Genomic DNA, 20,533 nt, shown 5'->3' on the forward strand with positions numbered 1-20,533 from the left:
CGCGAGCGGCGAATGACATCGAGATCGGCGAAGCGGGCGAGGGTGGAGAGACCGGTGGCGGCGTTGTATTTGTCGAGCTGGTCGGTCGCGGCCGAGCGGTTGGCGATGACGCCGCCGAGGCGGACGTTATAGTTTTTCGCCTTGGCCGCGATTGCCGCAACGATGCGGTTCATGGCAAAGATGCTGTCGAAATCATTGGCGGTGACGATCAGGGCGCGATCGGCGTGCTGCAAGGGGGCTGCGAAACCGCCGCACACGACATCGCCCAGCACATCGAAAATCACCACGTCGGAATCTTCGAGCAGATGATGCTCTTTCAGGAGTTTGACGGTCTGGCCAACGACATAGCCGCCGCAGCCGGTCCCGGCGGGCGGGCCGCCGGCTTCGACGCATTGGACGCCGCCGTAGCCCTGATAGACGAAATCCTCGACGCGGAGGTCTTCCGGGTGGAAATCGACCGCTTCGAGCGCATCGATCACAGTGGGGACCAGGCGCTTGGTGAGGGTAAAGGTGGAATCGTGCTTGGGGTCGCAGCCGATCTGGAGCACGCGTTTGCCGAGACGGCTGAAGGCGGCTGAAAGGTTCGACGATGTCGTGCTCTTGCCGATGCCGCCCTTGCCGTAGACCGCGAACACTTTGGCGCCGGTGATTTTGATGTGCGGGTCGAGTGCGACCTGCAAACTGCCTTCGCCGTCACCGCAGGAGGTGCTGCAGCTTGAGCCGCCGATGCGTTCTGCGAGTTTGTTGACCGTGCTGATGTCGTTCATGCTGCGCGCTCCATATCCAGCCCTTCGAGCCGGTCTTCCAGTTCGGCACCGGCGGCGCGCAGCGCTTCGAGCGTGGCGTCATCGGGTGTCCAGTAGTTGCGTTCGTGTGCTTCGAGCAGGCGTCCCGCGATTTTGGCTGAGGCGATCGGGTTGAGCTTCGCGATGCGGTCGCGCATTTCGGGATCGAGCACGAAAACATTGCTGATTTCGCGATAGATCCAGGGTTCGACCTGGCCGGTGGTGGCCGACCAGCCGAGCGTGTTGGTGACCGAGGCCTCGATGTTGCGCACGCCTTCCGAGCCATGGCTCAGCATCGCCTCGAAATATTTCGGGTTCAGCATGCGGGTGCGGGTTTCGATCGAGACCTGTTCGCTCAGCGTGCGGATCGTGCCGTCGCCGGTGGTCTGATCGCCGATGTAGAGTGCAGCATCGGTGCCGCGGGCGGCTTTCACCGCGCGGCTCATGCCGCCGAGGCCATCGAAATAATGATCGATGGTGGTGACGCCGAGATCGAGCGAGTCGAGATTTTGATAGGCAACATCGACGGTTTTCAGGATCGCACCGAACACCGCATCGTGCCGCTCAGCACGGCCGGCGACACCATAGGCGAATCCCTTGCGTTTGACGAAGGCGTTGCCGAGCTCATCCTCGTTCTGCCAGGCGCCGGAATCGACCAGCTGGTTGACGTTGGCACCATAGGTGCCGTCGCCGTTGCTGAAGACGCGGAGTGCGGCGTCTTCGATGCTACCGCCGTGCTGGGCGATGAAATCCTGCGTGTGCTTGCGGATGAAGTTCTGGCTGGCCGGTTCGTTGATTTCGGCGGCGAGCAGGGCGGCTTCGGCGAGGAGTTTGGTTTGCAGCGGCAGCAGGTCGCGGAAGATGCCGGACAACGTGATGACCACATCGATGCGCGGGCGGCCGAGTTCATCGAGCGGGAGGAGTTCGGCGCCGGCGAGGCGGCCGTAGGAGTCGCGGCGTGGCCGTGCGCCCATCAGCCAGAGCGCCTGGGCGATCGGGCCGCCTTCGGATTTTAGATTGTCCGAACCCCAGAGCACCAAGGCGACGGTTTCCGGCAGTGCGCCGGACTCGGCCTGGTGGCGGGCGATCAGCCGGTCGGCCTGGCGGGCACCATCGGTGACGGCGTAGGGGCTCGGCATGCGGAACGGATCGAAGCCGTAGATGTTGCGCCCGGTCGGCAGGATGGCGGTGTTGCGCAGGATGTCGCCGCCCGGTGCGGGGCGGATGTAATGACCATCGAGCGCGGCGATGATGGCGGGGAGTTCGCTGTCAGCACCGAGCAGCGCATCGAGCCGTTTGCGCTCGACGGGATCGGTGATGTTGGCGGCGTTCAGCAGATCGGTACGCTGTTCGGCGTTCGGCGGGCTGCCGACCACGTGCAGGCCCATCGGGATGAGTGAGTATTCCAGATCGAGCAGGGCGATGCCGAGTTGCGCGATGGCGGGCTCGGCCGTGTCGCCCCAGGCGGGCTCGGCCTTGGCGAGATCGAGCTTGGCGGCGTCCGCCTGGATCAGCGCTTCAAGGTCGAGTCGTTCGGATGCCGGCGCGTCCGGCGGCAGGCTGCGCCATTGCAGGATGGTGGCCTTGAGATCGGCGAGGCCGCGATACAGCCCGGCCTGGGTGACCGGCGGGGTGAGGTGGCTGATCAAAGTCGCGTTGGCGCGGCGCTTGGCGAGCATGCCCTCGGACGGGTTGTTCGAGGCGTACAGATAGAAATTCGGCAAATCGCCGATCAGCCGGTCCGGCCAGCATTTGCCGGTCATGCCGGCCTGTTTGCCGGGCATGAATTCGAGCGCGCCGTGGGTGCCGAAATGCAGCACGGCGTGAGCCGCGAAATCCTCGCGCAGCCAGCGGTAGAAGGCGCTGAACGCATGGGTGGGGGCGAAGCCGCCTTCGAACAGCAAGCGCATCGGGTCGCCTTCGAAGCCGAAGGCAGGCTGGACGCCTATGAAGATGTTGCCGAGCTGCGCGCCGACCACGAAGATCGAGGACCCATCGGTGTTCTGCCGGCCGGGCGCGGGGCCCCACATTTTCTCGATTTCGGCGAGATGCGGTTCGCGGCGCACGTGATCGTCGCGCGGGATTTTGACCGCGACATTGGCGGGCGCGCCGTATTGCGCGGCGTTGCCGACGCAGATCATGGCGCGCAGGGCTTCGACATCGGCCGGCATTTCGACGGTGTAGCCAGCGTCGCGCAGGGCGGTGAGCGTGTTGAACAGCGACTGGAACACCGAAAGATAGGCGGCGGTGCCGGTGGCACCCGCGTTGGGCGGGAAGTTGAAGATGACGAGGCCGATGCGGCGATCGGCGCGGGCCGCCTTGCGCAGGCGGATCAGCCGGCCGACGCGGTTGGCCAGCATCGAGGCGCGCTCGATATGGACCGACATGGCGCGGGCGTTTTCGCCGGTGCCGCCGACCCTGCCGCCGAAGGTCATCGGCACGATGCCGCCATCGAGTTCGGGCAGGGCGACCATCATGGTCGCCTCGATCGGCGTCAGGCCGCGCGGGTCGGCTTCCCAGGCGGAGATCGGCTGGAATTCCAGGGCGTGGGCCGACATGTATGGCACGTCGAGCGCTGCGAGTGCTGCTTCGGCGGCTTTGGAATCGTTGTAGGCGGGGCCGCCGACCAATGAAAATCCGGTCAGAGAGATCACCGCATCGACGGTGGGAATGCCGTCCTTGACGAAGTATTTGTCCATCGCGGGGCGGGCATCGAGCCCGGCGGCGAACACCGGCAGGACCTGATAGCCGCTCGCTTCGATCGCGGAGATCACGCCATCGTAATGGGCGCAATCGCCGGAAATCAGCAGGCTGCGCAGTAGGACGAGGCCGACGGTGCCGTGGGCACGGGTGCAATGCGGCACCTCGTTGCGCTCGGTGCCGAATTTGCCCGGCATACGCGGATGATAGACACCGACTTCGGTGTATTCGCGCGGCGCGGGCACGGCGAGCTTGCTTTTCAGCGCGCCGCGCGGGCCGGATGCGTAGCGGCGGATCAGCATCCGCATCAGGCTTTCGATATTGTCCGACGAGCCGGCCAGCCAATAGGACAGAGCGAGGAAATAGCTGCGCAGATCCTGGGCGGCACCGGGGATCAGTTTCAGCATTTTCGGCAGGCGGCGCAGGGTGCGCATCTGCGATTCGGCGGCCGAGGCATCCTTGCGCTTCGGGCGCAGGTTTTTCAGGAATTTGAGGGCGGCGCTGCCTTCTTTGCTCATGTCCAACCGGCCGAGTCGGGTCAGGTTGACCACTTCGGCGGCGGACAAAGCGCAGAGCATCGCATCGCAGGAGTCGCGCCGCGCGGCGAGCGCGGGCTGGACCAGTTTGATGTGATCATCGAGGAACAGCATGGTGGCGATCACGATATCGGCGCTCGCGATCGCATCGGTGCAGGCGGTGAGCGCGGTTTTGTTGGACGCCCAGTGGTCGGCGGTGTGCAGCTCGATCGACAGGCCGGGGTATTCGCTGATCAGGGATTTGCGGCCGGCCTCGATCACGCCATCGAGATGGCTGTCCATCGTGACGATGGCGACGCGGATCGGCGTCGCCTGGTCAGCGGGAGAAATGGGCTTTTGCATCGTAAATCGTCTCAATCGTGATGAGGGTCACGCCATGCTCGGCGGCAAAAAGTTCGGTGTTCTTCCGCGCCTTGCCGCGCACGAAGAACGGGATTTTCTTGAGTTCGGCCTCGGCTGACGGCTCCCAGCCGGTCAGGATGGGTGCGGTTGCCACCGGTGCCGCGGCTTCGGCGCCAAGATGCGAGGGGGCAGCCTGGTCGTTGAATTCGAAATCCTCGCGGAACATGCCGAGCAGATGCTCTTCGAGACCCATCATCAGCGGGTGGGTCAGCGTGTCGAACAGCACGTTGGCCCCTTCGAAGCCGGCGAAGGGCGAGTGGCGGGCCGGGAAATCCTGCACATGGGTGGGGGCGGAAATCACCGCGCAGGGAATGCCGAGGCGTTTGGCGATGTGGCGTTCCATTTGTGTGCCGAGCACCAGTTCGGGCTGGGCGGCGGCGATGGCGGCTTCGACGGTCAGGTAATCGTCGCTGATCAGGGCTTCGACATTGTAGAGCGCGGCGGCGGATTTCACTTCGCGGGCAAACTCGCGGCTGTAGGTGCCGATCCCGGCGATGGTGAAGCCGATTTCAGTGGCGGCGATGCGGGCGAGGGCGATGGCGTGGCTGGCATCGCCGAAAATAAAGACACGCTTGCCGGTGAGATAGGTGCTGTCGATCGAGCGGGCGTACCAGGACGAGCGGGCCTGGCTTTCCAGATCGTCCGGCACCGTGCTGCCGGTGAGGGCCGCGATTTCGGCTGCGAAGTCGCGCGTGGCGTTCAGCCCGATCGGCACGGTGGTGATGGTCTTCTGGCCGAATTTGCGGGCGAGGTAGGCGGCGGCGGTGCCGGCGATTTCCGGGTAGAGCACGATATTGGCATCGGCCGCGGGGATGCGCGCGAGATCGGCGAAGCGGGCGCCGAGCGGGGCGATCACGTTGATCGCGACACCGAGTTTGCCCAGCAGGTCGGTCACTTCGATCAGATCGTCGCGGTGGCGAAAGCCGAGGGCGGCCGGGCCGAGGATGTTGACCGCGACCGGGCGGCCGGTGCGATCCGGTGTTGCGACGCCGTTGGTTGCGGCGCGGACCAGATGATAGAAGGTTTCCGCCGCGCCCCAGTTTTCCTTGCGCTGATAGGCGGGCAGTTCGAGCGGGATCACCGGGATCGGCAGGCCGAGTGCCGCGGCGAGGCCGCCTGGATCGTCCTGGATCAGTTCGGCGGTGCAGGAGGCGCCGACGATCATCGCTTCGGGTTTGAAACGATCATAGGCGTCGCGCACCGCGTTTTTGAACAAGGTTGCGGTGTCCGAGCCGAGATCGCGTGCCTGGAACGTGGTGTAGGTGACCGGCGGGCGGCGGTCGCGCCGTTCGATCATGGTGAACAGCAGATCGGCGTATGTGTCGCCTTGCGGTGCGTGCAGCACGTAGTGCACGCCCTGCATCGCGGTGGCGATACGCATCGCGCCGATATGGGGGGGGCCTTCATAGGTCCAGAGGGTCAGCTGCATGGCGCTATACCGAAAGCAGGGCGCGGCGCGCGAGCGGCCGGGCGAAGAGATTGGCGAGGTCGGCGGCCTGTTCGAAACCGTGGATCGGGCTGAACACCAGTTCGATCGACCATTTGGTCGCGATGCCTTCGGCCTCGAGCGGATTGGCGAGGCCAAGGCCGCAGATCACCAGATCGGGCTGTTCGGCGCGGCAACGGTCGAGCTGGCGTTCGACGTCCTGGCCTTCGGAGAGTTGGGTGGCGAAGGGCAGCAGCGCCAGTTCGGCATCCATCAGGTCGCGGTGGAGGAACGGCGTGCCAACTTCGACCAGTTCGACGCCGCATTCGCGGGCGAGGAAGCGGGCGAGCGGGATTTCGAGCTGCGAATCGGGGAAGAAGAAAATTTTGCGCCCGGCGAGTTTGGCGCGGACCGCGGCGAGCGACTCGGTGGCGCGGCGGGCGGGTAGGGCAAGCACGCTTTCGGTGCGGGAGGGATCGATGCCGAAGGCGGCGGCGGCGGCTTCGATCCAGAGGCGGGTGCCCTCGGCGCCGAGCGGGTAGGGGGCGGCGATCCGGCGGGCGCCGCGCTCGTGCAGGGCGCGCGCGGTGGCGGCGAGGAAGGGCTGCGCGAGGATGAATTTGGTGTGCGGCCCGACCGCGGGCATCGCGCCGGCGTGGCGGGCGGGCAGGAAATCGACCCGCTCGATGCCGATGGCGCGGCGGAACTGGTCCTCGACGATATCGGCGACCGCGCCGACCACCATGAGGGAGGTGGTGGAGCCGGCGTCGGCGAGGGTGGGAACCAAGGCTTCGAGGCAGGCGTCTTCGCCCTCGGTGAAGGTGGTTTCGATGCCGCTGCCGGAATAGGCGAGGATGCGGGGCAGGCGGCCAAACCGCTCATCGAGCCGTGCGGCCGCGCGGGTGAGGTCGAGCTTGATGACTTCGGAGGGGCAGGAGCCGACCAGGAACAGGAGTTTGATATCCGGTCGGCGTTCGATCAGGCGGGTCACCACGCGGTCGAGTTCGTCATCGAGATCGGCGCGGCCGGCGAGGTCGCGCTCCTCGATGATGGCGGTGGCGAAGCGGGGTTCGGCGAAGATCATCACCCCGGCGGCCGATTGCACCAGATGGGCACAGGTGCGCGAGCCGACCACGAGGAAGAACGCATCCTGGATCCGCCGGTGCAGCCAGACGATGCCGGTCAGGCCGCAGAAGACCTCTCGCTGGCCGCGCTGGCGGATGATATCGGGCGCGGTCGCGGAGGGCGTGGTGGTGCAGACGCTCATTATATCGGCACCGCGGCATGACGCGGTGCTTCGAGCCGGGCGGCGCGCAGTTTCATGATGAACTGCATCGCGTTGATCAGGTAAGTGGCGTAGGCCGCCAGCGCGATCATCATTTGCGTCTGCGGGCCCGCGATATGGGTGAACAGCACCAGCACGTAGAGCGAGTGCAGCGCGATCACCAGCATGCTGAACAGGTCTTCCCAGAAGAAGGCGCGGGCGAAGAGGTATTTTCCGAACACCTCGTGTTCCCAGATCGCGCCGGTGATCATGATGGTGAACAGCACGATGGTTTTGACCAGGATGGAATCGGTCGCCAGGGCAAGACCGTTGCCGGTGATCAGGTAATGCGCGACCAGGCTGAGGCTGACCAGGAAGACCACGAACTGGATGGGCGCCAGAATGCCCTGCACCAGGGTCCATTTGGTGGCGTCGCGCCGGCGGCGTTCCTCGATACTATATAGAAAGGGCGTGCGGCGCGGCTGTGGCGCGCTGGTCTGGTGGCGGCCATAGCCGTGACCCTCCCATGGGCAGCAATTAACGGCACCGGTCAGGCGCTCAACGACCTTTGTAAACATCGCTTGACATGTCCTGAAAGGAGGCGTTCGATCCCGTCGCTAAATAAGCATTGGTTAATGTGTGCCCGGCTATTTCGCTTGCGGCACCGCGCCAGATCAACGGGAGACGACCATGGGAATCGTAGAATTCGGTAGCTTGGTTCATCAGAGTTTCCTCTGTCGCGGGTCAGCGACGAGACGAAAACTAGCCCCGCTGAATATCGACTGTCAACCTTTATTTACGTCAATCAAACTTGACACTCGACGCGGTTCGGGTGCATGTTCGTTGAAGAGTTGAGGAGGCCTATCGATGAGAGACGCCACACAGCACCAGGGATCGCGAGGCCAATCCGGCCGGTCCGAACTCGACCGTGCCGCCTTATCCTCGGGCGGCAACGCGAGCGGTCCCGTGGCAGGTAACGCGCCGCGGGGGTCGGCTCCGAGAAAGCCACATATATATGAAGCGATCGCCGATGAGTTGCATCGCCAGACCGTGATCCGGCCGTGGTCCGGCCTGCTGGAGCGCACGATCGCGACCGAGGTGCTGCCGCGCATGCTGGCCAACCGGCCCGATCGCGCGGCGGCACCATCGGGCGCGGCGCCGATGCCGACGCGGGGCGAGGTGGAGCGGTTCGTCGATCTGATCCTGGCTGAGAACATCGCCGAGGCGCATGCCACGCTGGCACGGTTCGTGGTGTCCGGTGCTACACGCGATGCGGTTCTGCAGGGGTTGTTGGCCCCGGCGGCGCGGCGGCTGGGCGATTTATGGGATGAGGACCGCACCGATTTCGCGGCGGTGACGCTCGCGATGATCCGGCTCAACCAAATCCTGCGCGACACTGCCGATCCGGTCAGTGACGCGCCGATGTTGCGTGGTCGTGAGCGGCATTTTTTGATCGCGGCGGCGCCCGGTGAGCAGCATAGTTTCGGGATCGCGGTGTTATCCGACCTGTTCCGGCGGGCCGGATGGATCGTGCAGACCGAGGCGTTGCTGACGCGGGCGTCGCTGATGTCGATGGTGCGGCGCAACTGGTTCGATGTGGTCGGGCTTTCGGTGAGCGGCGAGGGAGGGCTGAAGGGTCTGCCAGCGGTGATCCGCGCGCTACGGCGCACCGCGCTGAACCCGGCGCTGGGCGTGATGGTGGGCGGCAAGGCGTTTGCCGATCATCCGGAGCGGGCGCAGTTCGTGGGTGCGGACGCAACTGCGCGCGATGGCCAGGCGGCGTTGTTCGAGGCGGATTCGATGGTTGAGCGTGCCCACGCGGCACTACGATAACGAACGGCCCGGGCGGTTCGGCGCATGGTGGGCTTTGATGTGTCGATCGCGGAACGAGGCGAAACAAGTTGACGGAGAGGTGGCAACGTTACATCTGCAGATACCTATATATTCGAAAGTGTGGTCGTCTATGAAAGCCTTTAAATCCCCCGCCAAATGGCTTGCCGATGTCGATGCCGATGCTGCGGGCATGCTGATTGCCGCGGCTGCGGATATTGCCCTGATCGTGGACCGCAAGGGGATCGTTCGCGATGTTGCGTTTCAGAGTACCAGTTTTGCCAATGAATTTGACCAGAGTGAAACCTGGATCGGGCAACCGTGGGCGGACACCGTAACGGTCGAAAGCCGGACCAAGGTGACCGAGATGCTGCACGACATGGCGGGCAAGACCGATGACCGGCCCAATCCGCTGGGGCGGCATGTGAATTACCCGGCGCGCGAGGGCAAGGACGTGCCGATCCTGTTTTCGACCATTCCGGTTGGCCATAGCGGCCGGGCGATCGCGTTCGGGCGGGACCTGCGGGCGCTTGCCGCGTTGGGATTATTCGCGGCTGCGTCATGTCGAGACACGCTACCGGATTTTGTTTCAGATGTCGGCCGAGCCGGTGCTGGTGCTCGATGGCCAGTCGCAGAAGATCGTCGAGGCCAATCCGGCCGCGCAGCGGTTGTTTGGGGATCGGGACAAATTGGCCGGGTTGGCGTTTGCCGGGCTGGTCGAACCGGAAAGCCGGGGGGCGCTTGAGCAGTTGCTCGGCAGCATCCGCGCTGCCGGTCGGATGGATGACGTGCGAATCCGGCTGACCGATCATGATAGCGAAATGCGGATTTCCGCGTTTTTGCTGCGCCAGGGCGAGGGGCAGAATTATTTGCTGCGTCTGTCGCCGGTCAGCCCGGTCGATCCGCATAATCTGTTGTCCGACAGCAAGGCCAAGCTGCTCAAACTGATCGAGAGCGCGCCGGATGGTTTTGTCGTGACCGGCAATGACGGGCGGCTGCTCGCGGCCAATGCCGCGTTTCTGGATATGACGCAGCTGGGTTCCGAGGAACAGGCGCATGGCCAGACGCTGGATCGCTGGCTCGGCCGGCCGGGGGTGGATTTGAATGTGCTGAGCGCCAACCTGCGCCAGCATGGTTCGGTGCGGTTGTACCCGACGTTCCTGCGCGATGAGTTCGGCACCCAGACCGAGGTCGAGATTTCGGCGGTGACGGTGATGAACGGCGGCAAACCGTGTTTCGGGTTTGCGATTCGCAACATCGGCCGGCGGACCGCGCCGGAGTTCATTCCCCCGGCGGCGACGACGCGCGCGGTGCCGCGCTCGCTCGAGCAGATCAGCGAATTGATCGGGCGCGTTTCGCTCAAGGAGATTGTGCGCGAGGCGACCGAGGTGATCGAGCGCCTGTCGATCGAGGCGGCGCTGAAGATCACCGGCGATAATCGCGCGTCGGCGGCCGAGATGCTCGGCCTGTCGCGCCAGAGCCTTTACGTGAAACTCCGGCGTTACGGCATGATGGATGCCGAGGCGCTGGGAGTCGCATAACCCAGGACCGGAGACCGGATGACGCCAGCCGACAAGCCCAGCATTACCTTCGATCAGCCCGCGGCCTCGGTGCGTCTGCCCGATCTCAAGGTCTGTCTCGAACTGCTCAAGCCGGTCACCTGGTTTGCCGCGATCTGGGCTTTCATGTGCGGGGTGGTATCGTCCGGTGCGCCGCTCGCGGCACGGTGGCCGGAGCTGGTGCTGGGCATGGTGCTGGCGGGCCCGATGGTGTGCGGCACCTCGCAGGCGGTGAACGACTGGTTCGATCGGCATGTCGATGCGATCAACGAGCCGGATCGCCCGATTCCCTCGGGCCGGATGCCGGGGCGCTGGGGGTTGTATATCGCGATCATCTGGTCGGTCGCTTCGCTGCTGGTGGCGCTGCCGCTGGGGCCATGGGGCGTGGGTGCGACGATGTTCGCGCTGGCGGCGGCCTGGGGCTACAGCGCGCCGCCGTTCCGCTTCAAGATGAACGGCTGGTGGGGCAATGCCGCCGTGGCGCTCTGCTACGAGGGCGTGCCGTGGTTCACCGGGGCGGCGGTGATGCGCAATGCGCTGCCTTCGCCGCATATTCTGATCATCGCGGCGCTCTATAGCGCCGGGGCGCACGGCATCATGACCTTGAACGATTTCAAATCGATCGAGGGTGATTTGAAAATCGGGGTCCGCTCGCTGCCGGCGCAACTCGGTGTGCTGCGCGCCTCGATCGTGGCGTGCATCATCATGGCGGTGCCGCAGGTGTGCGTGATCGAGTTCATGATCGGCTGGCATCATCCGCTGGCGGCCACGCTGATCGGGGTTTCGCTGCTGGTTCAATTGTTTCTGATGCGCCGCTTGCTCGAAAAGCCGCGCGAACGCGCGCCCTGGTACAATGCCACGGGCACGACGCTTTATGTTCTGGGCATGCTGGTCAGCGCGTTCGCGCTCGCCGCGACGGGGGTTTAAAATGACACAGATGACCGAATACGACGTGGTGGTGGTCGGCGGCGGCCCGGCGGGTGCGACCGCGGCGGAGACGCTGGCGCGCGCCGGGCGCACCGTGCTGCTGCTGGATCGGGACGGGCGGATCAAGCCCTGCGGCGGCGCCGTGCCGCCGCGGCTGATCCGCGACTATGATATCCCCGAGCATCTGATCGTGGCGAAGGCGCGCGGCGCGAATATCGTGTCGCCGAAGGCGAAGAAAGTCGCGATGCCGATCGATGACGGTGGCTATGTCGGCATGGTCGATCGTGATGTGTTCGACGCGTTCTTGAGCGACCGGGCGGCGGCGGCGGGAGCCGAGCGGCGCACCGGGCGGTTCGAGCGGATCGAGCGCGATGCCACGGGCCGCACCATCATTCACTACAAGACCAAGGATGGCATGGGTGCCGTGGTGGCGCGCGCGGTGATCGGCGCGGATGGCGCGGTTTCGGCGGTGGCGCGGCAGACGATTCCCGGGGCGGACAAGCACAAGCGGGTGTTCGCCTATCATGAGGTGGTCAAGGCGCCGCCGGCCGGCACGCCGGGGTGGAACCCGCAGCAATGCGAGATTTATTACGATGCCAAGGTATCGCCGGATTTCTACGCCTGGATTTTCCCGCATGGCGAGACCGCGAGCATCGGCACCGGCAGTGCGGTCAAGGGGTTTTCGCTACGCGGCGCGGTGGGTGATCTGCGGAGCACGGCGGGGTTGACCGGTGCCGAGACGATCCGCTCGGAAGGCGCGCCGCTGCCGCTCAAGCCGCTGCCGCGCTGGGATGACGGGATCAACGTGCTGCTCGCGGGCGATGCCGCCGGGGTGGTGGCGCCGGCTTCGGGCGAGGGGATCTATTACGCCATGCTCGGCGGGCAGTTGGCGGGCGAGGCGGTGGACGAATTCTGCCGGACCGGCGATGCCAAGGCGCTGAAAACCGCGCGCAAACGCTTCATGAAGACGCATGGCATGGTGTTTTTCGTGCTCGGGTTCATGCAGGATTTCTGGTATTCCAGCGACAAGCGGCGGGAATTGTTCGTCGCCATCTGCGGGGATTCCGATGTGCAGGCAATGACCTGGCAGGCCTATATGAACAAGGCGCTGGTGCGGGCCAAGCCGATCGTGCATGCACGCATCTTTGCCAAGAACATGGTACGGCTGACCCGGCTGATGCAGGCATGACGGCGCTGGCGGCCGGGCGGTTTCGTGACACGCGGACAGGAGATCGCAATCAGATGAGTTGGTTCGGCGGCCATTGGGGACCGGTTCTAGTCGCGGCGGTGACCGCGACGGTGGTGGCCGGCGCCGGCGGGGCCGTGACAACGATCGGGCCCTGGTATCGCGGTTTGCGCAAGCCCTCGTGGCAGCCGCCGACCTGGCTGTTCGGCCCGGTCTGGACCTTGATTTTCGCCTTGATCGCCGGGGCCGGGGTGATCGGGTGGGAAGCCGCGCCCAGTGTAACGAGCGCAACGTTCCTGCTCGTTCTGTTCGGCGTTAATGCGGTGTTCAATCTCGCGTGGAGCGTGCTGTTTTTTAAGATGCGCCGGCCGGATTGGGCGTTGATCGATATCGCACCGCTCTGGCTGACGATTCTGGCGCTGGTCGCCACCACCGCGCAATTCGCCGGCACCGCGGCGCTGCTGCTGATGCCGTATCTGCTCTGGGTGACGTTTGCCGGCTACCTGAATCTTGTGATCGTGCGGCTGAACGCGCCGTTCACCGTAACAGCGCAGGCCGAGTGATGGCGCTGTATCCGTTCACCGCAATCGTCGGCCAGACCGAGATGATCCGCGCGATGCTGATCGCGACGGTCGAGCCCACATTGGGCGGGGTGCTCGCGTTCGGTGATCGCGGGACGGGTAAATCGACCGCGGTGCGCGCCCTGGCGGCGCTGCTGCCGACCATGCGCGCGGTGGCCGGCTGCCGGTATCATTGCGATCCTGCGGCGCGCAGCGCGCTGTGCCCAGAATGCCGCAACCGCCGGGCGGCGGGGCGGCGGGCATCGGAACGGGTGCGGATCCCCGTGGTCGATCTACCGCTCGGCGCGACCGAGGACCGGGTGGTCGGCGCGCTCGATCTCGAGCGGGCGCTGGCCGATGGGGTGAAGGCGTTCGAGCCCGGCCTGCTGGCGCGCGCGCATCGGGGGTTTTTGTATATCGACGAGATCAACCTGCTCGAGGACCATCTGGTCGATCTGCTGCTCGATGTTGCGGCGTCGGGCGAGAACGTGGTGGAGCGCGAGGGGCTCAGCCTGCGCCATCCCGCACGATTCGTGCTGATCGGCAGCGGCAACCCCGAGGAGGGCGAGTTGCGGCCGCAGTTGCTCGACCGGTTCGGCCTGTGCGTCGAGGTGAAAACCCCGACCGATCTCGACCAGCGGATCGAAGTGGTGCGGCGGCGTGATGCGTTCGAGCACGACCGGGCGGGATTCATGCGCCGGTTTGCGGCCGATGAGGCGGCGTTGCGGCGGCAGTTGGTGACGGCGATGAAACTGCTGCCGCTGGTCAGCGTGCCGGAGGCGATTTTACGGCTGGCGGCGAAGCTCTGCATCGAACTCGGCACCGATGGTCTGCGCGGCGAACTCACGCTGCTGCGCGCCGCACGGGCCGAGGCGGCGCTCGAGGGCGATACCGTGGTGACCGAGAGCCATTTGCGCGCGGTCGCACCGGCGGCGCTGCGGCACCGGTTGCGGCGTGATCCGCTCGATGAATCGCTGGCGGGTGCGCGGGTCGAGCGCGCCATGGCTGCGCTGTTCAGCCAGGCGGCGATCGCCGCATGAGCCCGTTGCCGGCGCCGCGCAAACCGACCCGCGACGCCGGCCTGGCCGCCTGCCTGTTCGCCATTGATCCGGTCGGGCTGGGCGGCATCGTGATCCGCAGCCGGATCGGGCCGGCGCGGGATGGTTTTTTGAGCCGGTTGCGCGGCCTGCTGCCCAGCGCCACGCCGGTGCGGCGCTTGCCCACGCATATCACCGATGATCGGCTGCTCGGCGGGCTCGATCTCGCGGGGACTCTGTCTTTTGGGTCCAGGATTGTGGCCACCGGCTTGTTGGCCGAGGTGGATGGCGGGGTCGTCGTGATCCCGATGGCCGAACGGCTGGATCGCGCATTGGTCGGCAAGCTGGCGGCGGCGCTCGATCGTGGGGTGGTGAGCGTGGCGCGCGATGGCGTGATGAGCGAGCGGGATGCACGGTTCGGCGTCGTCGCGCTGGATGAGGGGATCGGCGATGACGAGGCAGCCCCCGGCGCGCTGTGCGACCGGCTGGCCTTTGTGCTCGACGAGACGATGCTCAATGATGATTTCGTTTGGCCGGGGGCGCGGGCGATTGCCCGGGCGCGCGGACGGCTGGCGGGGATTGTGGTAGGCGATGATACCGCGATTGCGCTGTGCCGGACGGCGGTGGCCCTGGGGATCGATTCGTTGCGCGCGCCGATTCTGGCGTTGCGCGCGGCCCGCGCGGCCGCGGCATTGGCCGGGCGGCGCAGCATCGATGAGGCGGATGCGATTCTGGCGGCGCGGTTGATTCTGGCGCCGCGCGCGACGACGCTGCCGGCACCCGAACCGGCACCCGAACCGCCATCCGAGCCGCCAACCGAATCACAGAACGAGCCGGACGAGCCGCCCCCCGAGCCGCGCGAGGCTCAGGCGGATGACCAGCCCCAGGATGAACCGCCGCCGGGTGATGCCTCGGAGGAGCTGGCCGAGCGCGTGCTCGATGCGGCCCGCAGCGCCTTGCCGCTCGATCTGCTGGCGGCGCTGGCGATGCTGGGCGGCCCGCGCCGCGCCGCCAGCGCCGCCAGCGGCAAGACACCGATCGCGCAGGGTGGCGTGCGCGGCCGCCCGGCCGGGGTGCGGCCCGGTCGGCCCGGCAATGGCGCGCGGCTCGCCTTGATCGACACGCTGCGCGCCGCGGCGCCGATGCAGCCGCTGCGCCGGCGTGAGCGCGCGGCGCAAAACCCTGGGCCGACGCCGCGCGTGCTGGTGCGCGCCGAGGATTTCCGGATCAAGCGGTTCATCGCACCGGTGCGGACCGTTGCGATTTTCGCCGTCGATGCGTCGGGTTCCTCCGCGCTCAACCGGCTCGCCGAGGCGAAGGGCGCGATTCAGATTTTGTTGGCGGATTGCTATGTTCGGCGCGATCAGGTTGCGCTGATCGCGTTTCGGAACCGCACCGCCGAATTGCTGCTGCCGCCGACCGGGGCGCTGGCGCGGGCGCGGCGCAGCCTCGCGGCATTGCCGGGCGGCGGGGCGACGCCGCTGGCCCTGGGCATCGATGCCGCGTGCGCGATGGGGATTGCCGAACGTCGGCGCGGGGCCAGCCCGTTGATCGTGCTGTTGACCGACGGGGGGGCCAATATCGGGCGTGACGGCAAGCCGGGGCGCGAGGCCGCCGGGCGCGATGCCCGCGCCGCCGCCCAGGCCTGTGCCGCCGCAGGGCTGGCGGGCATGGTGATCGACACCGCGCCGCGCCGCAGCGGGTTCGCGGCGGAACTCGCGCGCCTGATGCACGGGCGCTATCTGCCGCTGCCCTACGCCGATGCCGCCGCACTCAGCAACGCCGTCCGCGCCCAGGCGGCCTAGGGGAATGACCAGAATGGCCATCGAGATGTCCGAGCCTGTGATAACGACTGAAGACACCTCGCTGTGGCAGGCGCTGCTGGGCGATGGCGCGCCGAACTGGCAGCGCGATGGCACCAACTGGCCGAACCGGGCGGCCAGCCGCTTCATCGAGGCGGGTGGGCTGCGGTTTCATGTGCAGATCATGGGCAAGGGGCCGGTGGCGCTACTGCTGCACGGCACCGGCGCGGCGACGCATTCCTGGCGCGACCTGGCACCGGCGCTGGCAGCGGATTTTACGGTGGTAGCACCCGACCTGCCCGGCCATGGGTTCACCGAAACGCCGGTCTGGCCGCGCATGTCGCTGCCGGGCATGGCGGGGGCGGTGGCCTCGCTGATCGAAGTGCTCGATATCGCGCCGGCGCTGATCATCGGCCATTCGGCGGGCGCCGCGATCGGGATCGATCTGTGCCGCAGCGGGCAGGTCGCACCGTCCGGGCTGGTCAGCCTGAACGGCGCGCTGCTGCCGTATCGCGGCAATCTGACCAAAGTGTTTTCGCCGATCGCCAAAATGTTCGCGATGAACCCGCTGGTGCCGCGGCTGTTCGCTTGGCGCGCGAAGAACCCGAGCATTGTGCGCCGCCTGCTCGCCGGCACCGGTTCGAAGATCGATGCGGCCGGCGAGGCGCATTACGCGACGCTGGTGCGCCGCAGCGGTCATGCCGCCGCGGCGCTGACCATGATGGCGAATTGGGATCTGGACCCGATCGAGGCCAATCTGCCCAATCTGACGCCGAGGCTGTTGCTGGTGACCGGTGCGAACGATCGCTCGATCCCGCCGCGCGAGGCGGAGCGGATCGCGCGCATCGTGCCGGGTGCGCGGCTGGTGTCGATGCCGGGGCTCGGTCATCTCGCGCATGAGGAGGCACCGGCCGAGACCGCTGCGATCATTGCGGAATTCGCGCGCGAGATCGGGGTGCTCGGCGCATGAACGCGATGCCGGAGCGTGGCGCGCTGGATGATCCGCGGCGGCCCCATGCGATCGTGATCGGTGCGGGGATCGGCGGTCTGGCCGCCGCCATCCGCCTCGGCGCGCGGGGCTGGCGGGTGAGTGTGCTGGAACGCTGCGAGCAGGCGGGCGGGCGCGCCGCGGTGTTCCGCCAGGACGGGTTTACCTTCGATGCCGGGCCGACCATCATCACCGCGCCGTTTCTGCTGGAAGAACTCTGGACGCTGGCGGGAAGGCGGTTTGCCGATGACGTGACGCTGGTGCCGATCGACCCGTTCTATCGCATCCGGTTCGATACCGGATCGTATATCGATTGTTCGGCCGATCCTGCGTTCATGCGCGCCGAAATCCAGCGGCTCGCGCCGGGCGATATGGCGGGGTATGAGCGGTTCATCGCGTTGACCGAGCGGATTTATCAAATCGGCTTCGAGCAGCTCGGCCATGTGCCGTTCGGTTCGTGGACCGACATGGCGCGGATTCTGCCGGATTTGTTGCGGCTGTCCGGGCATCGCAGCGTCTATGCGCTGGCGGCGCGCCATGTGCGCGATGAACGCATTCGCGCGGCGCTGAGTTTTCACCCGCTGCTGGTCGGCGGCAATCCGTTCAAGGTGAGCGCGATCTATGCGATGATCCTGCATCTGGAGCGCGCGCACGGCGTGCATTTCGCAATGGGCGGTACCGGGCGGATCGTCGAGGGTATGGCCGGGCTGATTGCCGGGCAGGGCGGCAGCATCCGGCTGAATACCAATATCGACCGGATCACCATTGCGGATGGCGCGGCGACCGGGGTGGCGCTCGATGACGGCACGCGGATCGCGGCGGATATCGTGGTGTCCAACGCATGCACCGCGCATACCTATCGTCATCTGCTGCGCGATGCGCCGCGCCGGCGCTGGACCGACCGCAAACTGAAAGCGACCCGGTATTCGATGGGTCTGTTCGTCTGGTATTTTGGCACCGACATCAAGTTTCCCGGCGTGCCGCATCACGCGATCATCATGGGGCCGCGCTACCGCGGGCTGCTCGATGATATTTTCGAACACAAGACACTTGCGACCGACATGAGCATTTACCTGCACCGACCGACCGCAACCGATCCTTCGTTGGCACCGCCGGGGTGCGATGGGTTCTATGCGCTCGCACCGGTGCCGCATCTCGGCGGTGATATCGATTGGGCAAAGCAGGCCGAGCCGTATCGCCAGGCGCTGGAACGGCGGCTGGCCGAGACCATGCTGCCCGGGCTCGCGGGGCATGTGGTGACCTCGCGCATCATGACGCCGGCGGATTTCGAGAGCCGCTACGCCTCGACCCTCGGGGCCGGGTTCGGCATGGAGCCTGTGCTGACGCAGAGCGCATGGTTTCGGCCGCATAATGCGAGCGAGGAATTGCGGAACTTGTTTCTGGTCGGCGCCGGGACGCATCCGGGTGCCGGGGTGCCGGGGGTGCTGTCGACCGCGCGGGTGCTCGATGGTCTCGTGCCGGCGGTTGCGACCGTCATGTCGTCGGCGGCGGGGCGGGAGGTTGGCCAGCATGTCTGAGCGGATCGCCGATCCGGATATGGCCGCCTGTGGCGCGATGCTGCGCGGCGGTTCGCTGAGTTTTCATGCTGCCTCGCGGCTGCTGCCGGCGCGCATCCGCCATCCGGCCACCGCGCTCTACGCGTTCTGCCGCGTCGCGGATGACGCGGTGGATGACGGTGCGGACAAGGGGGCAGCGGTGGCGCGGCTCGCCCAGCGGCTCGACCGGGCCTATCACGGCCGGCCGGAGAATACGCCGGTCGATCGCGCCTTCGCCCGGATGATCGAGACCCATGCGATTCCGCGCACGCTGCCGGATGCGTTGATCGAGGGCCTCGCCTGGGATGCCGCCGGCCGGCGCCACCAGACCATTGCCGATGCGCGTGCCTATGCCGCGCGGGTGGCCGGTTCGGTCGGCGCCATGATGACGCTGATCATGGGCAGGCGCGATGCGGAGAGCCTGGGTGCGGCCTGCGACCTCGGCATTGCGATGCAGTTCACCAATATCGCGCGCGATGTGGGCGAGGATGCCCGCGCCGGGCGCCTGTATCTGCCGCTCGACTGGCTGGCGGCGCGTGGCATCGATGCCGAGGCATTTCTGGCCGCACCACGGTTTTCGCCCGATCTGGCGCAGGTGATCGCGCAATTGCTCGACGAGGCGGAGCGTTTCTATGATCGGGCGCGGCCGGGCATTGCGTGCCTGCCGTTCGATTGCCGGCCGGGGATCCAGGCGGCGCGCATGATCTATCGCGCGATCGGGCGGGGGCTGGCGCGCGGGGGTTATGATTCGATCACGCGGCGCGCGCGGGTTTCGGCGCCGCGCAAGCTGGGTCTGGCCGCCCTGGCGGTCACGCGCACCCTGTTGCCGGCGCTGCGGCTGCCGGCCCTGACCTGTGCCGAGACGCAATTTCTGATCGAGGCGGCGGCGTTGCCGGTGCGCGAGTCGATCGGGCCCGGGACGCGGGTGATCATGCTGATCGACCGGCTGGAGCGGATCGATCGTCTCGCGCCGGGCGTACGTGCCGAATTGTCTGCCCTGTCTGGCGATTTCGCCTGTCCACCCTAAATCCGTGCGAGGAGGATCAACCCATGTTGGATACCGCCATCGGACTTTCGCTCTATCTGACCGCTGCGGCCTTCGTGCTGCACGGGATTCGCGCCCGCCGACTGAAGCGGCTGGAGGCGTATGAGCCGATCAACCCGATGATTTTCGCCGCCGGCGAGATCATGCGACCGATCTTGCAGATCGCCGCGGCCTATGCGGCTGTGAAGACCAGTTTCATGTATTACGCGCTCGGCGGCCCGCGGATTTTTCCGCTGGTCGATTTCGGCGGGTTGATCGCGGTGATCGCGGCCTATGGCATCTGGATTCAGCTCAAGATGCAGCCGGTCGCCGAGCCCAACCAGGGCAGCAGCGAACCGGCACCACCGCCCGCGCCGCAGCTGCCGGCGCTGCCGCCTGAGCTGATACCCCAGCCGGCGGCCACGCAGCGCGAACCGGCGCGGGCGCTTGAACTGATCGACTGAGCCGCATGCTGAAGCTGTTCGGCCATTACGCGACGTTCCTGGAATTCGGTGGCCTGGAACTCGTCGTGCTGGCCGGCGCGGTCTGGTCGCTGGTTTCGGTGCGGCGGAGTTTGAAACGCGACCGCGCGGCGGAGGCGGCGAGAGATCAGCGCGAGTAGACCCATGAGATTGCAGTCTTTTCTGGACGAGCGCTGATCGGCTCATTTGGTGCTGCCGAACCCGGCTCCATCGAGGCGGCCGGGATCACGCCTCGTCGCCCGGCGGGTTCTGGGTGAACAGGTTCTGCAGCACGGCGGTCGTGCGGCGGACGGAGTCGCGAACGCTTTCGAGCATTTCCGGCATACGTGACGGGTCAACCCGGTCGGTGATTTCGAGTGCGGCAAGCTGTGCGTTTTCGAACACCGATTTCAGCAGATTCTGGACGGTCATGTCTTGTTTCGACGCGATCAAGCCGCTGACCGTGCGGTTCTGTTCGATGATGCCATCC

19 protein-coding genes are annotated in these 20,533 nt (G+C 66.4%); 12 read left to right on the plus strand and 7 right to left on the minus strand.

What is annotated here, in order from left to right:
• From bchL to B7X49_RS15040, 6 genes are all read right to left on the minus strand, one after another.
• The coding region (bchL, locus tag B7X49_RS15015; RefSeq protein WP_286840040.1) for a ferredoxin:protochlorophyllide reductase (ATP-dependent) iron-sulfur ATP-binding protein at positions 1-767 on the minus strand (767 nt) is incomplete at its 3' end.
• Entirely contained in the window at positions 764-4,363 is a 3,600-nt protein-coding gene (locus B7X49_RS15020) for a magnesium chelatase subunit H (protein ID WP_286703436.1), read from the minus strand. The genes bchL and B7X49_RS15020, both read right to left, overlap by 4 nt.
• Positions 4,338-5,852 (minus strand): ferredoxin:protochlorophyllide reductase (ATP-dependent) subunit B, encoded by a 1,515-nt coding sequence (gene bchB, locus B7X49_RS15025; RefSeq protein WP_286703435.1) that lies wholly within the window; start codon positions 5,850-5,852, stop codon positions 4,338-4,340. The genes B7X49_RS15020 and bchB overlap by 26 nt, the downstream gene beginning before the upstream one ends.
• A 4-nt stretch (positions 5,853-5,856) precedes the next feature.
• Positions 5,857-7,116: a ferredoxin:protochlorophyllide reductase (ATP-dependent) subunit N gene (locus tag B7X49_RS15030; protein WP_286840042.1), complete on the minus strand. Its 1,260-nt coding sequence runs from the start codon at positions 7,114-7,116 to the stop codon at positions 5,857-5,859.
• Positions 7,116-7,691: a 2-vinyl bacteriochlorophyllide hydratase gene (bchF, locus tag B7X49_RS15035; RefSeq protein WP_286703433.1), complete on the minus strand. Its 576-nt coding sequence runs from the start codon at positions 7,689-7,691 to the stop codon at positions 7,116-7,118. The genes B7X49_RS15030 and bchF overlap by 1 nt, the downstream gene beginning before the upstream one ends.
• Complete coding sequence (locus tag B7X49_RS15040; protein WP_162176789.1) at positions 7,672-7,836, minus strand: hypothetical protein; 165 nt, start codon at positions 7,834-7,836, stop codon at positions 7,672-7,674. Before B7X49_RS15040 ends, bchF begins: the two co-directional genes overlap by 20 nt.
• Before the next feature lie 144 nt (positions 7,837-7,980).
• On the opposite strand from B7X49_RS15040, the gene B7X49_RS15045 reads away from it, so the two are divergent.
• The 12 genes from B7X49_RS15045 (at position 7,981) to B7X49_RS15100 (ending at position 20,204) form a co-directional block, all read left to right on the plus strand.
• The gene (locus B7X49_RS15045) at positions 7,981-8,946 is read left to right on the plus strand and encodes a B12-binding domain-containing protein (RefSeq protein WP_286703432.1); all 966 of its coding nucleotides are present in this window, start codon (positions 7,981-7,983) and stop codon (positions 8,944-8,946) included.
• Positions 8,947-9,536: 590 nt separating this feature from the next.
• The gene (ppsR, locus tag B7X49_RS15050; RefSeq protein ID WP_286840045.1) at positions 9,537-10,484 is read left to right on the plus strand and encodes a transcriptional regulator PpsR; all 948 of its coding nucleotides are present in this window, start codon (positions 9,537-9,539) and stop codon (positions 10,482-10,484) included.
• A gap of 18 nt (positions 10,485-10,502) precedes the next feature.
• A complete protein-coding gene (gene chlG / locus B7X49_RS15055) occupies positions 10,503-11,429 on the plus strand; it encodes a chlorophyll synthase ChlG (RefSeq protein WP_286703430.1) in 927 nt (308 codons plus the stop codon).
• Between the two features lies 1 nt (position 11,430).
• A complete protein-coding gene (locus B7X49_RS15060; protein WP_286703429.1) occupies positions 11,431-12,618 on the plus strand; it encodes a geranylgeranyl diphosphate reductase in 1,188 nt (395 codons plus the stop codon).
• A gap of 53 nt (positions 12,619-12,671) precedes the next feature.
• On the plus strand, positions 12,672-13,178 hold the full coding sequence (locus B7X49_RS15065; protein ID WP_286703428.1) for a TspO/MBR family protein: 507 nt from the start codon (positions 12,672-12,674) through the stop codon (positions 13,176-13,178).
• Positions 13,178-14,215 carry a magnesium chelatase ATPase subunit I gene (bchI, locus tag B7X49_RS15070; protein WP_286703427.1) on the plus strand — a complete coding sequence of 346 codons (1,038 nt, stop codon included), beginning with the start codon at positions 13,178-13,180 and terminating at the stop codon, positions 14,213-14,215. The genes B7X49_RS15065 and bchI overlap by 1 nt, the downstream gene beginning before the upstream one ends.
• Positions 14,212-16,017: a magnesium chelatase subunit D gene (locus tag B7X49_RS15075; RefSeq protein WP_286703426.1), complete on the plus strand. Its 1,806-nt coding sequence runs from the start codon at positions 14,212-14,214 to the stop codon at positions 16,015-16,017. Before bchI ends, B7X49_RS15075 begins: the two co-directional genes overlap by 4 nt.
• 4 nt (positions 16,018-16,021) lie before the next feature.
• The gene (bchO, locus tag B7X49_RS15080; RefSeq protein WP_286703425.1) at positions 16,022-16,984 is read left to right on the plus strand and encodes an alpha/beta fold hydrolase BchO; all 963 of its coding nucleotides are present in this window, start codon (positions 16,022-16,024) and stop codon (positions 16,982-16,984) included.
• A complete protein-coding gene (gene crtI / locus B7X49_RS15085; RefSeq protein WP_286703424.1) occupies positions 16,981-18,540 on the plus strand; it encodes a phytoene desaturase family protein in 1,560 nt (519 codons plus the stop codon). Before bchO ends, crtI begins: the two co-directional genes overlap by 4 nt.
• The gene (locus B7X49_RS15090; protein ID WP_286703423.1) at positions 18,533-19,585 is read left to right on the plus strand and encodes a phytoene/squalene synthase family protein; all 1,053 of its coding nucleotides are present in this window, start codon (positions 18,533-18,535) and stop codon (positions 19,583-19,585) included. Before crtI ends, B7X49_RS15090 begins: the two co-directional genes overlap by 8 nt.
• A gap of 23 nt (positions 19,586-19,608) precedes the next feature.
• Positions 19,609-20,046, plus strand: coding sequence for a hypothetical protein (locus B7X49_RS15095; protein WP_286703422.1), 438 nt, complete (start codon positions 19,609-19,611; stop codon positions 20,044-20,046).
• A gap of 5 nt (positions 20,047-20,051) precedes the next feature.
• The gene (locus tag B7X49_RS15100) at positions 20,052-20,204 is read left to right on the plus strand and encodes a hypothetical protein (RefSeq protein WP_286703421.1); all 153 of its coding nucleotides are present in this window, start codon (positions 20,052-20,054) and stop codon (positions 20,202-20,204) included.
• Between the two features lie 85 nt (positions 20,205-20,289).
• Here the strand turns inward: B7X49_RS15100 and B7X49_RS15105 are convergent.
• Positions 20,290-20,533 (minus strand): hypothetical protein (locus tag B7X49_RS15105; protein WP_286840049.1); only part of this gene is annotated, 244 nt, incomplete at its 5' end.

Origin of the sequence: Acidiphilium sp. 34-64-41 (genome assembly GCF_002282635.1) — a bacterium.
GTDB classification, from domain to species: Bacteria; Pseudomonadota; Alphaproteobacteria; order Acetobacterales; family Acetobacteraceae; genus Acidiphilium; species Acidiphilium rubrum.